The sequence below is a fragment of the Candidatus Tisiphia endosymbiont of Stenodema calcarata genome (assembly GCF_964030695.1).
GTDB lineage: Bacteria > Pseudomonadota > Alphaproteobacteria > Rickettsiales > Rickettsiaceae > Tisiphia.
Genome location: NZ_OZ034911.1, coordinates 658,498 through 678,509, shown reverse-complemented (window position 1 = coordinate 678,509; position 20,012 = coordinate 658,498). Strand labels below are relative to the sequence as shown.

The window sequence follows — 20,012 nt, the reverse complement described above, 5'->3', positions numbered from 1 at the left end:
ACACCAACCTAATTCATTTGTACTAATCATAAAGCACTAAATTTTGCTAATTTATCAAATAATTGCGTAACCATTCTGAGCAACAATAAACGATTATTGGCAATGTTATGATCTTGATCTTTGACCATAACATTATCAAAGAACTCATTGACAGGGTTTAATATTTCTAGTAATAGACTAAGAGTCTTAGTAAAATCTTTTTCTACAATATAACTATCAATTTGCTTAGAAATAACTCCTAATGATAAAAATAATTCTTGTTCATATTTGGAAATAAAAGCATCTTGGTTAATCTCTCCTTCTATATTACTACCTTCTAGTATATTGTTTGCTCTTTTGTAAATAGTTAATAAATTTTCACCATCAGCATTAGTCAGAAACTCCTGTAAGGAGGCAAGCTTTATTTCACTAACAACTAGGTCTTCTTCAATATCAAAATCAAGCACAGCATTAATTAACGATAGATCATAGTGATTTTTAAAATAATATTTGGCTCTTTCTTCTAAAAAATCTAGAATTATCTGCCTAGTTTTATTTAGCCCACTATCATCCCCTCCTCCCTTTACGTCTTCAAACATAGTTTGATATAAGTGAACTACATAAGCAACTAATTGCTTAATATTTATACTCAGTTTATTACCTAAAATTATCCTAATAATACCTAGTGCTTGCCGCCTGAGTGAGTAGGGGTCTCTTGAACCACTTGGCTCTTCTCCTATTAATATCAAGCCTACTAAACTATCCAATTTATCAGCAATAGCCAATATTGCTGCATCTCCTACTGGTAAACTATCCGATGGGCCTTGGGGTTTATAATGATCCCTGATTGCTGCTGCGATTTCTTCCCCTAGCCGATCTTCTTTAGCATAATAATATCCCATAATTCCTTGCAACTCAGGAAATTCTCCAACCATTTCACTAGTGAGATCACTTTTACAAAGTCTAGCGGCTATTTGTAAATCCTTATTTCCTGGTATAATATAATTACAAATATCAGCAATCCTTTCAGTTTTTTGTTTTACACTACCAAGCTTGGCATGAAATGTTATCCTTTCAAGTTTTGGCAATTTTGATTGTAAACTATTAGATAAATCCTGCTGATAAAAATACAAGGCATCAGAGAGTCTAGCAGATAATACTTTCTCGTTGCCACTTACTATGATATTTTGATCATTAGGCATATTACTGACGAAAAGAAAATAAGGGGCAAAATTACCAGTCTCATCAAAAGTACTAAAATATTTTTGATGGTTACGCATTGAGCTAACCAGCACCTCACTAGGTAACTTCAAAAAGTGAGATGGTATTTTACCCACCATAACAACTGGCAATTCTACTAATCCTGTTACTTCTTCTAATAATTTTTCATCCTCTTTTATCACTAAATTAAGTGACTTTGCTATTATTAATAATTGGCTTTTAATTATCTCCTTACGTTCTTCTTGGTCAATAATGACATTACTTTCCCGCAGCTTAACCTGGTATTCAGAAAAACTGTCTATAGTAATCGATTCAGGACTGATAAATCTATGCCCAAAGGTAATATTATTAGCCGTCAAATGGCCATATTTAATTGCTAGTATTTCTCCATCAAATATACATAAAATATTCCTAAGAGGTCTAATCCAACTTATATCATAATTCCCCCAATACATAGATTTTGACCAAATATATTTACTAATTGCCTTAGGAATCATATCTTCCAATAGCACTCGTATATCGGTTTCTTTAGTATTTTTTACTATTATATAATATGATTGCCCTTGCACTAATAGTGTAGACAAATTTTTTTGCTCAATATTATTTGAGCGACAAAACCCTTCTATAACCTGCGATGTACTCGAAACTTTTGGTCCTCTTATGGTAATTTCTTTTGGCGGTATAGATTTCGGTAAATTGGTAATATACACGGCAATTCGCCTAGGTTCAATAAATACCTGAACATCCCCTGTTAGCCTACTATCTTGCAAGATTGTAGTAAATATGGTTTTATAGCTTTCCGCTGCATTTTTTTGCATTAAAGCTGGTATTTCTTCACTAAACAGTTCTAACAATAACTCACTCATATTAATTCTTCTTTTCTTCTAATTCTAACCACTTATTACAGCATAGCTTTGCCAAATTTCGTACCCTGAGTATGTAAGATGCTCTCTCTGTTACGCTAATCACCCCCCGAGCATTTAACAGGTTAAAAAGATGGCTAGCTTGAATACAATAATCATAAGCTGGCAACGGCAAATCTGCAGCAATTAAATCATTACATTGTTTTTCACTATCAATAAAATGTTGAGATAATATTGCTATGTCAGCCAATTCTAAATTAAACTTTGAAAATTGTTTTTCAGCTTCAAAATCTACTTCACCATATGTTAAAGCCTTCTCTCCAGTTTGACCATTCCAGTCAAGATTTTTGACCTCATCGACCCCTTGTATATAGAGTGCTAGACGTTCTAAACCATAGGTAATTTCACCAGCAACCGGGCGACACTCGATACCACCAATTTGTTGCATATAAGTAAATTGCGATACTTCCATACCATCACACCATACTTCCCAACCAAGTCCAGTCGCCCCAAGAGTAGGAGATTCCCAATCATCTTTAACAAACCTAATATCATGTTTTTTCAAATCTATACCAAGACATTCAAGGCTCTTTAAATATAGCTCTTGTATATCATCAGGAGATGGTTTTAGTATAACTTGCAATTGATAATAATGCTGCATTCTATTGGGATGCTGAGCGTATCTACTATCATTAGGTCGCCTAGATGGCTGAACATAAGCTACAAACCAAGGCTTTTTGCCAAGACTTCGTAGTACAGTGGCAGGATGAAAAGTACCAGCTCCAACATGCGAATCATATGGTTGTAAAATCGCACAACCATATGATGCCCAATAATTCTGCAAGGTTAATATAATTTGCTGAAATGATAATTTTTGCATATTTATAAATTTGCTTGTTTATTTTTTAGACGAACACTCCCTATTTTACAATTAGAGAACTTCCTGCACCTTCGATGTCACTCCACAACTGTTGAAAGTTTACAAATACCTATACCACAGCGTCTATTAGCGAGCGTAAGCGAAGCAATCTAGGAAACAATCTATAGATAAATGATGTTACTGGATTGCTTCGTCGACCTACGATCTCCTCGCTAATAGACAATTTTTTAACTTTCAACGGTTGTGTCTTGAAGACGACAACGCCAATTCTTGAAGTTCTACCTGAGTATACCTAAATCTTACTCCATGTTCCTATTGGACTCTGTTTATAACAGTCAATCACCGGTGTCGCAATAGTTAGTTCATTTATTGCTTTAACTATTAGACTTAAATTATCCAAACCATCGTATATTATAATTATTCTTTGAAAATGTGCAACATACTGTTTGTTATTAAGAATTTCTTCAATATCAAATGGGGCAATGATTATTAAAATGCTAGCTTGGTTAGGATTTTCTAACTGATGAGTAATATAAACTGGTTGTTTTTCTGGTAATGGATCAAGTTTACTGCCATGCGGAATAAATTGTTTCCTAGAATATGTCCATATCATCTTGTTTAGTGATTCTTGTACCTCAATATCCGGAGTTAAAACTACAATCCTTAAATTACTATGATAAGATTTTTCTACTAAAAGGCAGGTTGTCTTATATAGTAATCCTTCAGCAGTATGGTAAAGACTAAATTGTTGCATGATAATTCTCTTAAATTTAAAACTTATCTAATCTCAATTCGATTTAATTACTCTCGATGTCATTCCTGCGTAGGCAGGAATCTAAAAAAATAAACCAAGAGGGTTTGTTAGACTTTTTTAGACCCCTGCCTACGTGGGGATAACATAAACTACCATGAATTGTATGCCTTAGAAAAAAACTTGATTATCGAGTATTAGAAGCCCTCTATCTCTACCTTCCAAATCCTTATAAACTTGCTTAACCGTATAACCATAACTAACAAAAATTTCTGTAACAGCTGCCAATTGATTAAAACCAATCTCTACGAATAATTTACCATTTTGTTTTAAAAATCTCTTGGCTTCTTTAGCGATTATGTAATATGAGGCCAATCCATTATCTTCGGCAAATAAGGCTAAGTGGGGTTCATATTGCAGGGTCTCAGGAGACATATAAATAGTATCATCAAAAGAAATATATGGTGGATTACTTACGATAATATCAAATTTTTGCTTTTCCAAATTTTCAAACCAGTTACTATTAATTATTTTAAATCTATCAGAAACTTTATGTTTTATAGCATTTTGACGAGCTATAGCAATTGCTTCGTTACTTATATCAGTTGCAATTACATTGCTATTTGGCATTTCTAGTAACAAGCTCAAAGCTATACAACCACTACCTGTGCCAAGTTCCAATATTGCTAGCTCTGCATTTGTTTTTATATCGCTTAAAATCGCATCTACAAGTACCTCAGTATCTTGCCTAGGAATAAGCACTGTATTATCTATGATAAATTGGTAACCATAAAACTCTTTATACCCTATAATGTAGGCTATTGGTTCTAATAATATACGTCTATTAACTAAATTTTTAAAAATAATTTGTTTTGCCTCGGTCAATCTTTCTTCTGATCTTGCTAATAAATATTCAATAGATTTACCAGTTATATGCTGCATCAATATGCGTGACTCTAGGTTTGCTGATTTAATACCTACTGTTTGTAATTTGCTAGTAGCATAAATTAATAATTCTTTTATATTCATCTTGTATAATTATCTCCATAATATCCTGCGGCAAAGGTGATTGAAATTCCAATAATTTACCACTCACTGGGTGGGAAAAACTTATATACCAAGAATGTAATGCTTGCCTCTTGAAATTTACTAGTTTTTGTGGTACTATGCTATAATTATGGCTAACTTTCCTGCTATTCTTACCATAAGTTTGGTCTCCTACCACAGAATGTTTTAAATGACTCAGCTGCACTCTGATTTGATGAGTTCGACCAGTAGTAAGTTTACATTCTAACATACTGATTAGACCATTAAAAAATATTTCTTCTGTTTTATAATGAGTAATCGCCTCTTTACCACCAAATTTCAAAATAGTCATCTTTTGCCGTAAGATACGGCTTCTTCCAATATTATTTCTTATAACTCCTTCTTGTGGATTGATAATACCCCAAACTAATGCTTTATATTTGCGTATAAGATTACGACTTTCTATCTGACTGGCAAGATGTTGATGGGCAAAATTATTTTTGGCAACAACCATCAGACCTGATGTATCTTTATCTAAACGATGAACTATACCAGGTCTTTCTAACCCTCCTATGCTAGATAAAGATTTTGCATGGTGTAACAAAGCATTTACCAAAGTATCATGATGGTTTCCACTACCAGGATGTACTGTCATACCAGCTGCTTTATTGATCACCATTAAATCTTCATCTTCATAGAAAATATCAAGTTTAATATCAGCTTCCTGCATTGTTAAAGGCTCAGTATCTTTAAAAACTACTGAAATAAGATCATTCTCCTTGACCTTAAAGTCGGAATCAGAAATAATCAAACCATTAACTTGTACTTGCAAGCCATTTATGAGCTTCTGAATTTGGTTTCTAGATGTTTTACTGATAAGACCTACCAAAGCCTTATCAAGTCTAAACCCATCTAAATTTTTTGGTACGTTATATTCTTCCATCTACTACAAAATATTTTTTAAATGAATAAAATGACGCATTTTACAAAAAAAATCAACCAACTAAAATGGTTGCAAGCAATTGGTATAGATTATTATTTTTCACAATCAACTATTAATCAGCAAGAAATACCCTGCACTCCTCGTCATTCCCGCAATTCTTCATGTCATATATGGATTGCTTCGTCGCCTACGCCTCCTCGCAATGACGACAGTACTTTTACCCACACGTCATTGCGAGAAGGCACTTTAGTGGCGACGAAGCAATCCATTTCTAATCATTCCCGCAATCCTTCATGTCATTCCCGCACAGGCGGGAATCCATATCCTGCACAGAAACAGGATGACAGTATTTCCTTGTCTAGAACTTTGGCTGACTCAGCTAACAGCTTAGAAGAACTAAAAAAACTACTAATGAATTTTAACGGTTGTGGTTTAAAGAAATTAGCCAATAAAACCGTATTTGCTGATGGGAATCCACAAAGTTCTATAATGTTTATTGGGGAAGCACCGGGTAGTAACGAAGATGCACAAGGGATACCATTTTGCGGGGAAAGTGGTAAGTTACTCGATAATGTATTAGCCTCTATCAATATTTCAAGAGAACATAACGCTTATATTACTAACACTGTATTTTGGCGGCCACCAGCTAACCGCCAACCGACGCAAGAAGAAATAGATATTTGTAGACCTTTTGTTGAGAAACATATTGCTTTAATAAACCCAAAACTAATTGTTTTAGTGGGAAATGTTGCAGCAACTAGCTTACTTGGCAAAAATGCTGGTATAAGTAAAATCAGACAAGAATATTATTTATACACAAATCAGTATCTTAGCAAACCAATTCAAACCACTTCTATCTTCCATCCTGCCTATTTGCTTAGACAACCAATGCAGAAAAAAACCACTTGGTATGATTTACTAAAAATCCATGAATATATCAATACAAATATCGGGATATAGAGCTAACCAAACTAGCATTACTCTCAATTCACAAACGTCTATTAGCGAGGAGACCATAGCACAACTGTTGAAAGTTAAAATCGTCATCGCGAGGCGTCGACAGACGCCGTGGCGATCTCATGAGGCAAGCTCTCCTTCACAAGATTGCCACGAAGCCGCTATAAGCGGCTTCTCGCAATGACGGTTTAGGGCTTGCAAAGCTCATCACAATGACGGTTTAAGCCTTACAACAGCACTTCGCTAATAGACGATTTTTTAACTTTCAACAGTTGTGCTAAACACCCCTAGTTGCTTGTTTCACTCCTTTTCCTACAATGCTATCTTTTATTGCTACACCTAGATTAACAACACTTTTGGCAAGTTCTCCAGTAGCTATCGCATTGTTTAAAGTACCTTTAGCTATAGTACCAACCGCATGACATGCAGATTTTATCACATTCCCTACCGCATTTAAAATTGGATTGTTTTTAACTGCATTAGTTGGTCTTTCAAATATTTTTTCAACTTTCTTTAATTGCTCTTTGGCGAAATCTTTTAAGCGACCGGTAAAAGTTAATGAATCTCCCAAGCTGTCTAGGGGTTTTTTATGATCTACACTATCAGCAAATGTCCTCAGTTTCTCAAATGAACTCATAAATTTCTCAAAAACCTCTCCAGCTTTTTCAAATTCTAATTTCTCTACCCCAGAAAGAGCCTTACTAGTAGTACCAGCAAAAAGCCCACGGGCTTTTTCAAGATTCTTTTGTACATCCTCTAGTTGTTGCAAAGCTAGAAAAGTGTTAGGCATTTCTCCTATATGACTCTTTAGCTCTTCTGCAGACAAACGTTCTTGGGCTTCTTTTGGTTTTTGAGCTACAGCTTCCTGATAAGACGGTAGAGAATCCACTTTTGGATTATTATCGTCATCTTTACTCATAATATCCTCTATTTTAATTATATACTGCTCGTAAATGAAGAGTTGATAGACGATAGAATCAAAATCATGAGCAGGAGTCAAAAGGTCGAGGTGCTAGGCGTACATATTAGTACGTGGCTACCTACGATCCCTGAAGACAACAACGCAATTCTTGATTTTCATCGAGTATACTATTCACCTAGAAGCTATCATAAAAATAACTATATCGCAACCACTAAAAATCTAAATCAGCATAACAAGTGGGTGGAGTAAAACCTGGTATTTGGTCGTGTAATAGGAAGCGGAAGCTAGGTCTAGATTTTATGATTGCATACCAATGACGAATAGACAGCCATTTGTCCCAATTAATTTCGCCAAAATAATCTAGAACTGATATATGACAGGCAGCAGCTATATCTGCACAACTTAAAGAATTTGATGCAATAAAGCTACGCTTTTCAAATAAATTTGACATATAGCTTAAATGATGTGATAGATTATTTTTTGCTGCCCTAAGAAAATCGGTTCTAGGACCACCTAATTGGCAGAAGGACCTTACTATTTTTTCATCGATAATAATTTTTGTTACTTCGCGGTAAAATTTTTCATTAAACCAACTGAGCAACCTACGAATTTCACATCTAATATCAATATCTTCATCGATAAAATTAAAATTTGGATATTTTTCATGTAAATACTCAGTGATGGGATAAATTCCTGCTATAATTAGAGTGGACGCCTCTTGTAAGACAGGTGTCGCCCCCGCCTGATTTAAAGACAAAAATTCCTTATCCCGAAGCCAATAATCCTCCTTAACCATAGTAAACTGCACATCTAGCTCTTTTAAATACACCCGAACTTGACGTGATAACGGACAAATAGGATAATGGTATAATTTTCTCATATCCCTTATTTAAACATTAAATCTAAAATGCACTACATCTCCATCCTGCATTTTATACTCCTTGCCCTCTAAACGCATTTTACCCATTTCTTTAGCTTTCACTTCACCATTAAAATTTATATAATCCTCATAACTAATAACCTCAGCCCGGATAAAACCTTTCTCAAAATCAGTATGAATAATACCGGCTGCTTGAGGGGCTAGCGTACCATTACGAAAAGTCCAGCCATGTGTTTCTTTTGGACCTACAGTAAAAAAGCTTCTTAGGTCTAATAAGTTATACATTTCTTTGATAATTTTACTGAGACCCGTTTCCACAAGACCCATACTATTTAAGAATTCAGATTTCTCTTCGTCATTTTCTAAAATTGCAATATCCGCTTCAATTTTTGATGAAATAATAACATGTTTTGTACCTTCTTCCCCAGCTTTTTTGGCTACAAGTTCCGTAAATTTATTACCAGTAACCGCATCTTCTTCCAGTACATTGCAAGCATACAAAACCGGCTTAGAAGTTAATAATTGTAATTGATCTAAAGCCTCTTTACTATAAGTTCCAATCATGCTACGCACCGGTTTACCTACCGCTAGAGTTGCTTGAATTTCTTTTAATAACTCTATTTGGTCTTTTAAAGTTTTATCACCTGTTTTTAAACGTTTCTCAACATTTATTAAGCGTTTCTCCACCGACTCAATATCTGCTAAAATTAATTCTGTCTCTATTATTTCAGCATCATATATTGGATCAATTTTATTATGTACGTGAGTAACATCTATATCCTCAAAACAACGTAGTACGTGCAAAATAGCATCAACTTCTCGTATGTGAGATAAGAATTTATTACCCAGCCCCTCCCCTTTACTAGCACCTTTTACCAAACCTGCAATATCGACAACTTCTATGTAAGTAGGAATAATTTTACTAGAACCAGCAATAATGGATAGCTCATTTAGCCTAACATCTGGTACTGATACTATAGCAGAATTTGGTTCTATAGTGCAGAAAGGATAATTAGCCGCTTCTGCTACAATACTTGAAGTTAAGGCATTAAATAGGGTTGATTTTCCTACATTTGGCAAGCCAACAATACCACATTTTAATGTCATAAATCTTTCTTTAAAAAATATAATTCTGAATCTTTATCATATCCCCTTCTTGTAAACTCTAATTTAAACCCTAATTTCTCATAAAATGGTCTAGCTTGCCAATCGGTAGTACATAAACTCATAAATCTACAATTACGCTCTCGTGCTAGATTTTCTGCCTTGGACATTAGTAAAGTACCGTAATTCTGACCTCGAAAATCTCCAGAAACCCATAACGTATCAACGTATAAACAACCATAAATAAGTACACCTTTTATACCAGCAACAAAGTTTTTATCATTATCAAAACACGAGAAGGAAAATGATTGGACAGCATCAAGACCCTTCTTGTTTTTGGCAAGTTCATCTAATCCATCCTGCATTATCTTCGAATATTGTGCATCCATGTCATCTGCATAAACACAAGTTAATTGTTGTTTCATATTTAAACGATGCTCCTTTTAAACTCTTCCATTTCACCTGAAAGCAATAAACGGAAATTATTAATTATTACCTCAATGGAATTAACAATAATTTTATATTCCTCTTTAGAAAAAGAAGCTAAAACGTAATCCGACACATCATCATACGCCGCTGGTCTTCCTACCCCTATTCTTATACGATGATAATCATTTCCTATACACTGATCCAATGATTTTAAACCATTATGCCCACCACTACCACCAGCCAATTTATATTTTATTCTACCAGTTTCTAAATCTATATCATCATGCACTACAAAAATATTTTGTAATTTGACATTATAGTAAGAACATATTGCTTGTACTGCTTTTCCAGACAGATTCATATAAGTCAGAGGCTTTGCTAATAGTAATTTATGTCCGCCTATTATCCCTTGTGCAAGTTCTGCATGAAATTTAGCTTTGGTATTCCAAGAAAATTTATAGTATTCTGATAAACGTTCCACAGCTGTAAAGCCAACATTATGGCGAGTATTTTGGTACTCTTTGCCTATATTGCCCAAACCTACAACAACTATATACCCTTTGTCTTCAGATTTAAGCATATTATAATATCATTAGAGAGCGATTTGCACTTATATTTAATCTCATGTAAGACATCGGTTTAATAGCCTAGAGTATCCCTGTACCGATGTCATCCATGCGAAGGCACATAGGCGTCATATATGGACGAAGTCCATGCCATCAACTTAAGAGCGTAGTGATTGAAAATGTATAAATAAATTAAACTCAATGTCATTGCGAGGAGCTGTGCAAAGCACAGCGACGCGGCAATCTAGGATACGCGAAGCGTTACTCTAAAAAAACAGCTTCGCTGTTTACCTAGATCGCCACGGCATCTACAGAGCCTTGCTATGACGGTTTAGGGCTTACAAAGCTCATCGCAATGACGATTTTTTAACTTTCAACAGTTGTGGGTGACAAGACATAGTACCCTTGTAGCTTCAAAAACAACTACTTTGTCGTCTTCACTTCCTCAGTTACAGCTTCTCCATCTTCTGACTTACTACCCTTACGACCAATTATAGTAGCCATAATAAAATCATTTTTACTAGCTAGCTGGACTCCTTCAGGGAGTTTAATGCTTTTTGCTTTTAAAGACTGACCGATATGCATGTTGGTAACATCAATATTAATATTTTTAGGTATATTATTGACATCACATAAAAGAGTTATAGTTCTTTTTATTATATTAAAGAATCCTCCTCTTTTAACTCCCAAAGCTCTTTCTTTACCCTCATAGACTACCGGTACTTCCATTCTTTGGGTCTTTTCCTCTAAATGTACAAAGTCAACATGCCTTACTATGTCAGTAATAGGATGCAATTCTACAGCCTTTGGTAACACTTTATGCGTTTTACTACCCACTTTAATTTGAATAACTGTAGAGATAAAACCAGGTTTTCTATAATGCTTAGTTATCTCTTTTTCTTCGATAGAAACGGCTAGCACTTCTTTACCTGCTCCATAAACCATGGCTGGAACCATACCTTTCCTACGTAGTTCTCTTGCGACTCCCGTACCAAATTTCTCTCGCATTTCTGCTGCAAGTTCTAATAGTTCACTCATCTTTCTCTCCTAAGAGCTTTTAAAACATAGATGATAGTATTAAATGCTAAAAAATTCAAGTATTAATTTGACAAGCTGCTTTAAAGCTGCTTACATAATGCCACAGGGTAATTTCAAAGTTGTAATCAATGCAAAAAAGATGTCATTCCTGCCTGCGTAGGCGGAAATCCATAATCATTTAATAGCCTTTCAGGCTATTTTGTAGATTCCGCTAGCTACGCGGGAATGACATCTTTTTTGCTTACCCTACATTTAGTAGAGTTAATAAGGAGGTATTTACATGTCGAAAGATAAAGATCAACAAATAGAAAGCGTGTTATCACAGGAAAAAGGTAAATTACTGGATACAATAAATTCTGTAGGGAATCTTTTAAAGGCTAATGAAAAACTGGACGAGAGTAGACAGCTAAAACAGAAAGTGGAAGATTTAAAGAAAGAATACCCTTCTTTACCTTGGTTTGAAAGGTTTGTACATACTGTTGCACAAGTAAAATATCTGTTTATAAAAAATGATGAGGAAATTGCTGAAGAAAAGAGAAGAGCCAACAGAGATGTACTCAAACATGTTGACAATACATTAAGAGATGTAGGTAAAAAAAACTTATCTTTACAAAGAATTATAGATACAGAGTTACAAGCAGGATTTGATAAGATCATAACCAAAGAACTATCAGAGGAACAACTACAACGGGTAAAACGATTAAGAGAATCCTTAGTAAAGTTGGATATATCTCATGAAAATTTTAGCCAAATTGTATCACAAGTTTATAATGCTGATGAAGCGAAGGCACTACATCAAGAAAGAATAAGACTGGTACACGTACAACAAGATCTAGTTAAGTTGGTAAAGGCTAATGATAATATTAAAGAACTTCTTTCAATAAAGCAAGAATTAGCAGAATTGCGGGAAGAATTACCATCAACATGGCTAGACGGTCTTAAAAAAATTACTGCAAAAATCAAGCATATTTTTGTAAATACTCCAGAACAAATTTTAAAAGATAACATAACCCACAATAATGAAATATTAAAAAAGGTTGATCAGGGATTAGAGATCGCTGGTAAAAACATAGAAGATTCAACAATAGCTAGAAAAAATAGGTTGCAGAAAGAATTAGAAAAGCTTAAAGGAAGAGATATAGTAAACCTTAGGTTAGAGAAAGTAGAAGCTTTAAGAAGTGAGCTTGAGTCCACTTTTACAGCTGCAGTTACTGCTTCACAGCCATTGTCTACAAGCCAAGATTTGGCTCAATCTCAAGCCCTGTCATCATCAATGCCTGAACGGATAACACCTACACGCCCAGCACCACCACCTCCACCACTTATGGGTACTACGTCGATGCCAGATCTAGCTATTCATCAAGCAGCGGAAAACACTATAACAAGATCTCTTTCATCTTCATCCCTTCCCCATACATCATTGCAGGATTCACAAAATATTCAGCATAGAGAGGAAACTAAACCGAAAACACACATACCTGGTAAAGGTAAAGCACCATCTCCTCCCCCGTTGCAGAACCAAGAGGTGCAACAAGCAGCAGGACCTGCTATACCCCCAGCTCCTCCGTTGCCGGGTCAAAATACAATACTGCGTCCAGCACCACCGCCTCCATCGGTGCAGCATCAAGAGGGGCAGCAAGCAGTGGAAAGAAATATACCAACACCTCCACCGTTACCACCTGTAAGTAATATACCTTCACCTCCTCCGATAGAAGGTTTACATGCCGCTCAGCAAGCAGTAGGAAATGCTATGGCAGCACCACCTCCTCCGTCACCGCCTCCACCTCCTCCATTGCCCCAAGGTACTCAGCGAACAACGGGAACTGTGCCACCACCGCCTCCGCCTCCACCAGCTCCGCCACCGGCTGTAGAACCTACGGCAGGTCAAGCTCAGAAGGCAGCAGCAGTAGTAACACCGAAAGGAGAAGATAGGGGAGCATTATTGGATGAAATTAGGACAGGGATACAACTTAAAAAGGTAGCATCCACAACAACTCATCCAGTACCTCTACCACCTTCGCTGTCAGGTTCTGATCATGACAAAGCAACAGTAGCAACAGCGAAAGGACAAGGTAATGAGAGGGGAGACTTATTTGCTGAAATTAGGCGGATAGGAAAGCTTAGGGAAGAAAAAAAGCTATCTGAATCAGGGGGAAATAAAGCACTAGAAGAACTAGAGAAAGAACAAAAAACACCCCCCTACTCGCTCTCCTAGCCCAGTGGAGAGTATCTTTGAGAAGGCCATGGCAAATAGGCGTCAGAAATTTTACCCTGATGATGATGATGAACCTGAACATGCTGATCTTGTGAAACTTATTGAGGAAAAGATTGTTGATGAAAATACTCTTAACATGCTTATGAAGGAGGCTGGTGTTAAAAATGATAAGGAGCTAATTGAACTTATTAATGATAACGACATTTGGGATGATGACGATAGGGAGAAAAAACGAGACAAAGTCATCCAGCAGCTAGAGGAGATTAAGTCTAACCCTGTTGCTAACGTTGATGCAACAAAAGGACAATTCCCTCCAAAGTTACAATCAGCAGCAAAAGCTATTGGAGAAAATCTCCCCATGACCCCAAAAGATGGATACAAAACCCTTCCTCCTACTCCATCCCCCAAACTAGTTGGTATCAAAAAAGAGGCTGGTTCTAGGGACGTGTAGCGATTTATGCGAATTTGGGATGACATCTAGGCTGCCTCATGTCTTGTATACTACTCCCGCGAATTCGGGATAAGAATTAACTAATTCTTATCCCAAATTCGGTGAAATTATAGATTGCTTCGTCGACCTACGGTCTCCTCGCTAATAGACGTATATGTCTATTAGCGAGCGAACGTACGTGAGCGTGGCAATCCATTTTGCTAAAAACATGATTTTAAAAGATTAAAATCATGTTTTTAGCTTTAGAAAGGTTTAAAATGCATTCGCAAAACCGCTTTAAGAATGCATCTTTCCTTATATTAAAGCCAATTCGGGATAAGAATTAGTTAATTCTTATCCTGAATGCTGGGGTTTATTGTTACTGATTATGATACAGATAACAACTATTGATTATAATCATAAATTATTTTTATAATTTATGATTAAATTGTTGTTGATTATTTAAATATTTGGTATATAGTTGATCTAGGATAAAAAAATAGCTTTATGAAAACTACCTTACCTGACCGCTCACTAGTGATTAAAGAAAAGCTAGATAATATTGTTAAAGAAATCCTATATGTAGGCAAATCAAAAATAGCAATGATTATCTTATTTGGCTCTTATGCTAGAGGAGATTGGGTAGAGGATATAGAGAAGTTAGGAGATATTAGTTATTATAAGTATCAAAGTGATTTTGATCTTTTGTTGATTTTAAAGAATGGAGAATATGCTGGCTATCCAGCTATCAACCTACTCTATAAGATAGAGAACAGGCTAGGTAAAAAATTCTCATTAGATGAAAAACCACCAATTACTCTGATACTTGAACCTATTAGGTTGGTAAATAGGCAACTGGAAAAAGGTCAGTATTTCTTTAGTGATATCAAGAAAGAGGGAATTCTTTTATATGATAGTGGTGAATTTATACTGTCTGAAGCTAAGGAACTATCATGGCAGGAACGCAGACCAATAGCTGAGAAAGATTTTAAATATTGGTTTAAAAAAGCTAAGGACTTTCTGTCGCTCGCTCATTTGTGTTTGGATATAGAACAATTGAATAATGCAGCCTTTATGCTTCACCAAGCTACCGAGAGCTTTTATAATGCTATCCTGTTAGTTTTTACTGGTTACAAGGCCAAGTCACATGATATACTGGGACTTGGCGATAGGGCTAGAAGTCATCATTACGATCTCTATAAGATATTTCCACATGAGACTCAGGAGCAAAAAGATTGCTTTACGTTACTGCGAAATGCTTATGTTGACGCAAGGTATGATCAAGATTATACAATTAGTAAAGAACAATTACTTTACCTTATTAACCGGGTAGAGGAATTAAAGATAGTGACTGAAAAAATCTGCCTAGAAAAGATTAATAAAATAGAAGTATACTCAAATGATTTGAAGAATTGGATTTGAAAATGAATGGTGAGCATGCTAGGCCACAACTGTCGAAAGTTCAACAAACGTCATTGCGAGGAGACCGTAGGTCGACGAAGCAATTGTCCATATGACAAGCTTCATGGATTGCCGCGCTCACGTACGTTCGCTCGCAATGACGGTTTAGGGCTAACAACGCTCATCGCAATGACGTTTATTGAACTTTCGACAGTTGTGCATGCTAGGCGTACATGTAGTATAGTTACGCATGCGAATCCATGATATTTTCAAAAAACAATTCTTCAAAGAAGAGTATAATCAAAAATTAAATTCTAATATGCGTATACTATCAATATTTAAGAAAATATTACTAATTATTCGCCAAAGTAGTCGTATAATTGTTAAATTAGTAATTATAGATCAACTAGTAAAATGGTATTTTATAAATTATCTAAGAGGTAAAGTTGGTCTAACACTAGAAGTAACCAGCTTTTTAGATATGGTTTATGTTTGGAATTATGGAATTAGTTTTGGGATACTTCGAAATTATTATCAGTATAGTAATATGCTTTTTATAGTTGTTAACTCTGCCCTTATAGCATATTTGTGGTATATCTTATTAAAATGTAAGACGATGCCAAGCTTTGTTGGTTGTAGTTTTTTCATTGGTGGTGCTATTGGTAATTTGATCGACCGTTTTGTTCATGGGGCGGTATTTGATTTTATTTATTTTCACTATAAAGATTTTGGTTTTCCGGTATTTAATCTAGCAGATAGTTTCATTTCATTAGGTGCAATATTCTTATTACACGATTATTATAAGACCAAGAAAATTGTTGAACAACAACAAGATGTTGAATATAATCACGCTCGATTGCAAACTGAAGCGGATAGGATTCGTGAACTTTCTTTTAAGAAAAATATAAATTTATAAAGAGGATTGATATATATGTACTTAAATGATTTGCAGCATGGGGGAAACAAACAAGGGGTGAGCGAGCACAAGCAGTACAATAAGGTATGTGAGTACGCGAATTCCCCGATAATATTTACAGAAACCAATTCTTTAAAGCAAAAGAGTATACAAGATGAATTTCAAGAGTTGGCTAGGCGTACGAGTGGCAAGCGAACGGAGCGTAGTCAAACCTACGTGAGTACGCGAAGTCCCATCGTGCCACAACGCCAACACTTGAAAGGCGAAGGGTATATGCGTATAATTTTTTTGTTATTTACTACCTTAGTAACACTGTCTGCCTGCAATAAAAAAGTAAAAGAAACAATAGGTATAGTGACACCTGGTCCTGATGAGTATAGGGTACAACGCAATAAAACCTTAGAAGTTCCCCCTCACTATGAATTGCCTTCTATCGAAAAAAAAGATACAAAGAGCCACAAAGTTTATTCTCCAAAAAATCTCAATGATGGAGAGCAAGCTTTAATAGAGGACATGGAAAAATAATACTATTATTTTAATATTATATAATTTTTTTACTTAGTGGACAAAAATTTTGGTATATACTCGATTAAAATTAACAATTGCCGGGGTCTAAAACAAGGTGGGTGATAATAATAAAAGTGTTGTATTAAATTTTGGTCCACAACATCCAGCTACCCATGGGGTATTAAGATTAATTTTAGAAATGGATGGTGAGGTTATCAATAAAGCAGACCCACATATTGGATTGCTGCATCGTGGTACTGAAAAATTAATTGAGCATAAAACATACCTACAAGCTATACCATATTTTGATCGGTTAGATTACGTATCGCCAATGTGCCAAGAACACGCTTTTGCTTTAGCAGTTGAAGGATTGCTTGGCTGCAATGTGCCAAGACGAGCGGGGTTTATTCGAGTGATGTTTTCTGAGCTTACTCGTATCCTTAACCACATACTGAATATAACAACACAAGCCCTAGATGTTGGTGCTACTACCCCTCTATTATGGTTATTTGAGGAACGCGAAAAAATTATGGAATTTTATGAGCGTGTCTCCGGCTCTAGAATGCATGCAAATTATTTTAGACCTGGTGGTGTTGCACAAGACTTACCAAATGGTATACTAGAAGATATAAATATTTTTGTTCAGCAATTCTCAAAAAAATTAGAAGACGTCGAGACTCTGTTAAATGACAATAGAATTTGGAAACAACGCTTAGTAGATATCGGAGTAGTAAGTCAAAAAGAAGCTATGGATTGGGGGTTTTCTGGCCCAATGCTTAGAGGCTCAGGCATCGCATGGGATCTTAGAAAAGCTACCCCGTATGATGTATATGATGAGCTAGATTTTGATATACCAATTGGTAAATCTGGTGACTGTTATGATAGGTATTTGGTTCGTATTGAAGAAATGTACCAATCACTTAAAATTATACAGCAATGTCTTGAAAAAATGCCAAAGGGTGCTATTAAAACTGATGATCCTAGAATTGCACCACCCTCAAGAGAAAAAATGAAAGAATCAATGGAAGCCATGATTAATCATTTTAAACTTTACACTGAAGGATATGATGTGCCAAAAGGCGAAATATATAAATTTGTTGAAGCACCAAAAGGCGAGTTTGGTGTGTATTTATACTCTGATGGAACAAACAGACCTTATAGATGTCGGATTAAAGCCCCTGGGTTTGCCCATCTCCAAGGTCTAGATTTCATGTCAAAAGGACATTTGATGGCAGATGTGGTAACTATTATTGCCAGTCTTGATATTGTTTTTGGAGAAATTGATCGATGAATGATGAACCACTAAATTTCAGTTTTAATGATGAGAACTTAAAAAAAGCCCAGAATATCATTAAGAAATATCCTGAAAACAAACAAAAGAGTGCTATTCTGCCATTACTTGACCTTGCACAACGCCAAATGAATGGTTGGTTACCAAGAGGCTGCATAGAGTATGTAGCAAATTTTCTAAATTTACCTTTCATCCGAGCATATGAAGTTGCAACATTTTATACCATGTTTAATCTAAAGCCAGTAGGACGATATCATATACAAATTTGTGGGACTACTCCTTGTTGGCTAAGGGGTAGCGATAAAATTGTAACTATTTGTAAAAAAAAACTTGGTATTAACTTTGGTGAACTAACAAGTGATAAAAAATTTAGCCTTACAGAAGTTGAATGTTTGGGAGCTTGTGTCAATGCACCAGTTGTACAAATTAATGATGATTTCTTTGAGGACTTAGATGAAAAAAAAATGGCTGATTTAATTGATAGCCTCACCTGACTTCTGCTGGTAATTTATTCGTGCTACCTCTGCTCCTCACATACATTTGAGTACGCTGTGGGTCAAGATTCCGTGGCTTCTTTAAATCCTTGTGCATAAGCAAGTTTGCCAAAGATATCTAGTGTTGTAGATATTAATGATTTGGTTAATTGATATACTCAAATGATTTGAAGACTTGTTTTTTGAAAATATCATGGATTCGCATGCGTAATTATACTATATGTATACCTAGCATGCTCACCATTCATTTTCAAATCCAATTCTTCAAATCATTTGAGTATATCAAAAAAAATAATATCGAAAATTGAAATAATGAATTCTTGAACAATATCACTACTGGTTTAAACTTTCACTCTTTAAAGATAATTATTTATTACAATAGAAATTAAATTGTTGACATCTAAACTACTTAGCATAGCATAAGAAATATGATATATAATTAAAGAGGTGTATTTATGCTACGCAATGTGATTCTGAAGGAGCTAATGAAATTGGATGTTTTAGGTACATTACAGCAACTAGTAGAATCAGCCAAATTACATCTTAAACAGGGCGATAAGAATAGCTGTATGACTGAGCTTGATAAACTAGAAGAGTATCTAGAAAATTTTCAAGATATTAGTATGATGCAATCAATGTTTGAAAAACATGCAATAGAACAAGGGCTAGAAAATGATGATATCCTAGAGATTGATAAACATAAACGAGATTTATAGCGGTAGATATATCTATAATAAGTATAATCTCAATTCTTATATCGAATTCAAGGGCAAATATACTCGAAGATTTGAAGAATAGGGACAATAAAAACAGTGGGTGAGCGACCAAGTGTAGATCAACTTACGTGAATACGCAAATTCCTCGCAAGTATTTGCGAAGCCAATTCTTTAAATCATTCGATCCACATAACAACAATGTTAGTATTTTATTTTAATAATTTACTAACATGTCATGCACTTTTGACAGCCAATATCTCTTTAACCTCAGATGGTTAGCAATATCTTTTTTCCCCCTTCTAATTTGTTTATAGAACCGTGATATTGTTACAACCAAGATTTATTATTTCAATTTTCTGTATTATTTTTTCTTGCTATTAATTAACCAAATACTTCAATATCTATTAGTATTAATAAATATATTAAAGGTGAATAAATGATAGGATACCAGAAGAGCAAAGAAGCCTAACGAAAGAACAAAAA

20 protein-coding genes are annotated in these 20,012 nt (G+C 35.2%); 9 read left to right on the top strand and 11 right to left on the bottom strand.

The genetic code is table 11. From position 1 onward, the window contains the following. Window positions 1–26: 26 nt before the first annotated feature. The 5 genes from glyS to ACQH1W_RS03110 all read right to left on the bottom strand — a co-directional run bounded on the left by glyS (window position 27) and on the right by ACQH1W_RS03110 (window position 5,663). Window positions 27–2,066, bottom strand: coding sequence for a glycine--tRNA ligase subunit beta (gene glyS / locus ACQH1W_RS03130; RefSeq protein ID WP_425361169.1), 2,040 nt, complete (start codon window positions 2,064–2,066; stop codon window positions 27–29). A gap of 1 nt (window position 2,067) precedes the next feature. Then, a complete protein-coding gene (locus tag ACQH1W_RS03125) occupies window positions 2,068–2,943 on the bottom strand; it encodes a glycine--tRNA ligase subunit alpha (protein ID WP_375333062.1) in 876 nt (291 codons plus the stop codon). A 292-nt stretch (window positions 2,944–3,235) separates the two neighbouring features. Continuing rightward, window positions 3,236–3,697 carry a DNA polymerase III subunit chi gene (locus tag ACQH1W_RS03120; RefSeq protein WP_375333063.1) on the bottom strand — a complete coding sequence of 154 codons (462 nt, stop codon included), beginning with the start codon at window positions 3,695–3,697 and terminating at the stop codon, window positions 3,236–3,238. A 168-nt stretch (window positions 3,698–3,865) separates the two neighbouring features. Further along, on the bottom strand, window positions 3,866–4,723 hold the full coding sequence (gene prmC, locus ACQH1W_RS03115; RefSeq protein ID WP_375333064.1) for a peptide chain release factor N(5)-glutamine methyltransferase: 858 nt from the start codon (window positions 4,721–4,723) through the stop codon (window positions 3,866–3,868). Next, window positions 4,689–5,663, bottom strand: coding sequence for an RluA family pseudouridine synthase (locus ACQH1W_RS03110; protein ID WP_375333065.1), 975 nt, complete (start codon window positions 5,661–5,663; stop codon window positions 4,689–4,691). The genes prmC and ACQH1W_RS03110 overlap by 35 nt, the downstream gene beginning before the upstream one ends. A 21-nt stretch (window positions 5,664–5,684) precedes the next feature. Between ACQH1W_RS03110 and ACQH1W_RS03105 the strand changes: the two genes are divergently transcribed. Then, window positions 5,685–6,623 carry a uracil-DNA glycosylase family protein gene (locus tag ACQH1W_RS03105; protein ID WP_425361168.1) on the top strand — a complete coding sequence of 313 codons (939 nt, stop codon included), beginning with the start codon at window positions 5,685–5,687 and terminating at the stop codon, window positions 6,621–6,623. A gap of 274 nt (window positions 6,624–6,897) precedes the next feature. On the opposite strand, the gene ACQH1W_RS03100 is transcribed toward ACQH1W_RS03105, so the two are convergent. From ACQH1W_RS03100 to ACQH1W_RS03075, 6 genes are all read right to left on the bottom strand, one after another. Then, entirely contained in the window at window positions 6,898–7,539 is a 642-nt protein-coding gene (locus ACQH1W_RS03100; protein WP_425361167.1) for a hypothetical protein, read from the bottom strand. A 214-nt stretch (window positions 7,540–7,753) separates the two neighbouring features. Continuing rightward, a complete protein-coding gene (locus ACQH1W_RS03095) occupies window positions 7,754–8,422 on the bottom strand; it encodes a glutathione S-transferase family protein (protein ID WP_341763335.1) in 669 nt (222 codons plus the stop codon). 9 nt (window positions 8,423–8,431) lie between these two features. Then, on the bottom strand, window positions 8,432–9,529 hold the full coding sequence (gene ychF / locus ACQH1W_RS03090; RefSeq protein WP_375333068.1) for a redox-regulated ATPase YchF: 1,098 nt from the start codon (window positions 9,527–9,529) through the stop codon (window positions 8,432–8,434). Continuing rightward, a complete protein-coding gene (locus ACQH1W_RS03085) occupies window positions 9,526–9,951 on the bottom strand; it encodes a GNAT family N-acetyltransferase (RefSeq protein ID WP_341760956.1) in 426 nt (141 codons plus the stop codon). The genes ychF and ACQH1W_RS03085 overlap by 4 nt, the downstream gene beginning before the upstream one ends. A gap of 2 nt (window positions 9,952–9,953) precedes the next feature. Beyond that, window positions 9,954–10,535, bottom strand: coding sequence for an aminoacyl-tRNA hydrolase (gene pth / locus ACQH1W_RS03080; protein WP_341760955.1), 582 nt, complete (start codon window positions 10,533–10,535; stop codon window positions 9,954–9,956). Window positions 10,536–10,944: 409 nt separating this feature from the next. Beyond that, entirely contained in the window at window positions 10,945–11,559 is a 615-nt protein-coding gene (locus ACQH1W_RS03075; protein WP_425361166.1) for a 50S ribosomal protein L25/general stress protein Ctc, read from the bottom strand. Between the two features lie 280 nt (window positions 11,560–11,839). Between ACQH1W_RS03075 and ACQH1W_RS03070 the strand changes: the two genes are divergently transcribed. From ACQH1W_RS03070 to ACQH1W_RS03035, 8 genes are all read left to right on the top strand, one after another. After that, a complete protein-coding gene (locus ACQH1W_RS03070) occupies window positions 11,840–13,774 on the top strand; it encodes a WH2 domain-containing protein (RefSeq protein ID WP_425361165.1) in 1,935 nt (644 codons plus the stop codon). A 28-nt stretch (window positions 13,775–13,802) separates the two neighbouring features. Continuing rightward, entirely contained in the window at window positions 13,803–14,225 is a 423-nt protein-coding gene (locus ACQH1W_RS03065) for a hypothetical protein (RefSeq protein ID WP_425361164.1), read from the top strand. A gap of 486 nt (window positions 14,226–14,711) precedes the next feature. Beyond that, window positions 14,712–15,626: a HEPN domain-containing protein gene (locus ACQH1W_RS03060; protein ID WP_375333071.1), complete on the top strand. Its 915-nt coding sequence runs from the start codon at window positions 14,712–14,714 to the stop codon at window positions 15,624–15,626. Between the two features lie 304 nt (window positions 15,627–15,930). Continuing rightward, window positions 15,931–16,521 carry a signal peptidase II gene (lspA, locus tag ACQH1W_RS03055; protein WP_425361196.1) on the top strand — a complete coding sequence of 197 codons (591 nt, stop codon included), beginning with the start codon at window positions 15,931–15,933 and terminating at the stop codon, window positions 16,519–16,521. A 15-nt stretch (window positions 16,522–16,536) separates the two neighbouring features. Continuing rightward, on the top strand, window positions 16,537–17,046 hold the full coding sequence (locus ACQH1W_RS03050) for a hypothetical protein (RefSeq protein WP_425361163.1): 510 nt from the start codon (window positions 16,537–16,539) through the stop codon (window positions 17,044–17,046). A gap of 97 nt (window positions 17,047–17,143) precedes the next feature. After that, a complete protein-coding gene (gene nuoD / locus ACQH1W_RS03045; protein ID WP_341747507.1) occupies window positions 17,144–18,319 on the top strand; it encodes an NADH dehydrogenase (quinone) subunit D in 1,176 nt (391 codons plus the stop codon). Then, window positions 18,316–18,813: an NADH-quinone oxidoreductase subunit NuoE gene (nuoE, locus tag ACQH1W_RS03040; RefSeq protein WP_342278518.1), complete on the top strand. Its 498-nt coding sequence runs from the start codon at window positions 18,316–18,318 to the stop codon at window positions 18,811–18,813. Before nuoD ends, nuoE begins: the two co-directional genes overlap by 4 nt. 455 nt (window positions 18,814–19,268) lie before the next feature. Next, window positions 19,269–19,529, top strand: coding sequence for a hypothetical protein (locus ACQH1W_RS03035; protein WP_375331140.1), 261 nt, complete (start codon window positions 19,269–19,271; stop codon window positions 19,527–19,529). Window positions 19,530–20,012 lie beyond the last annotated feature (483 nt).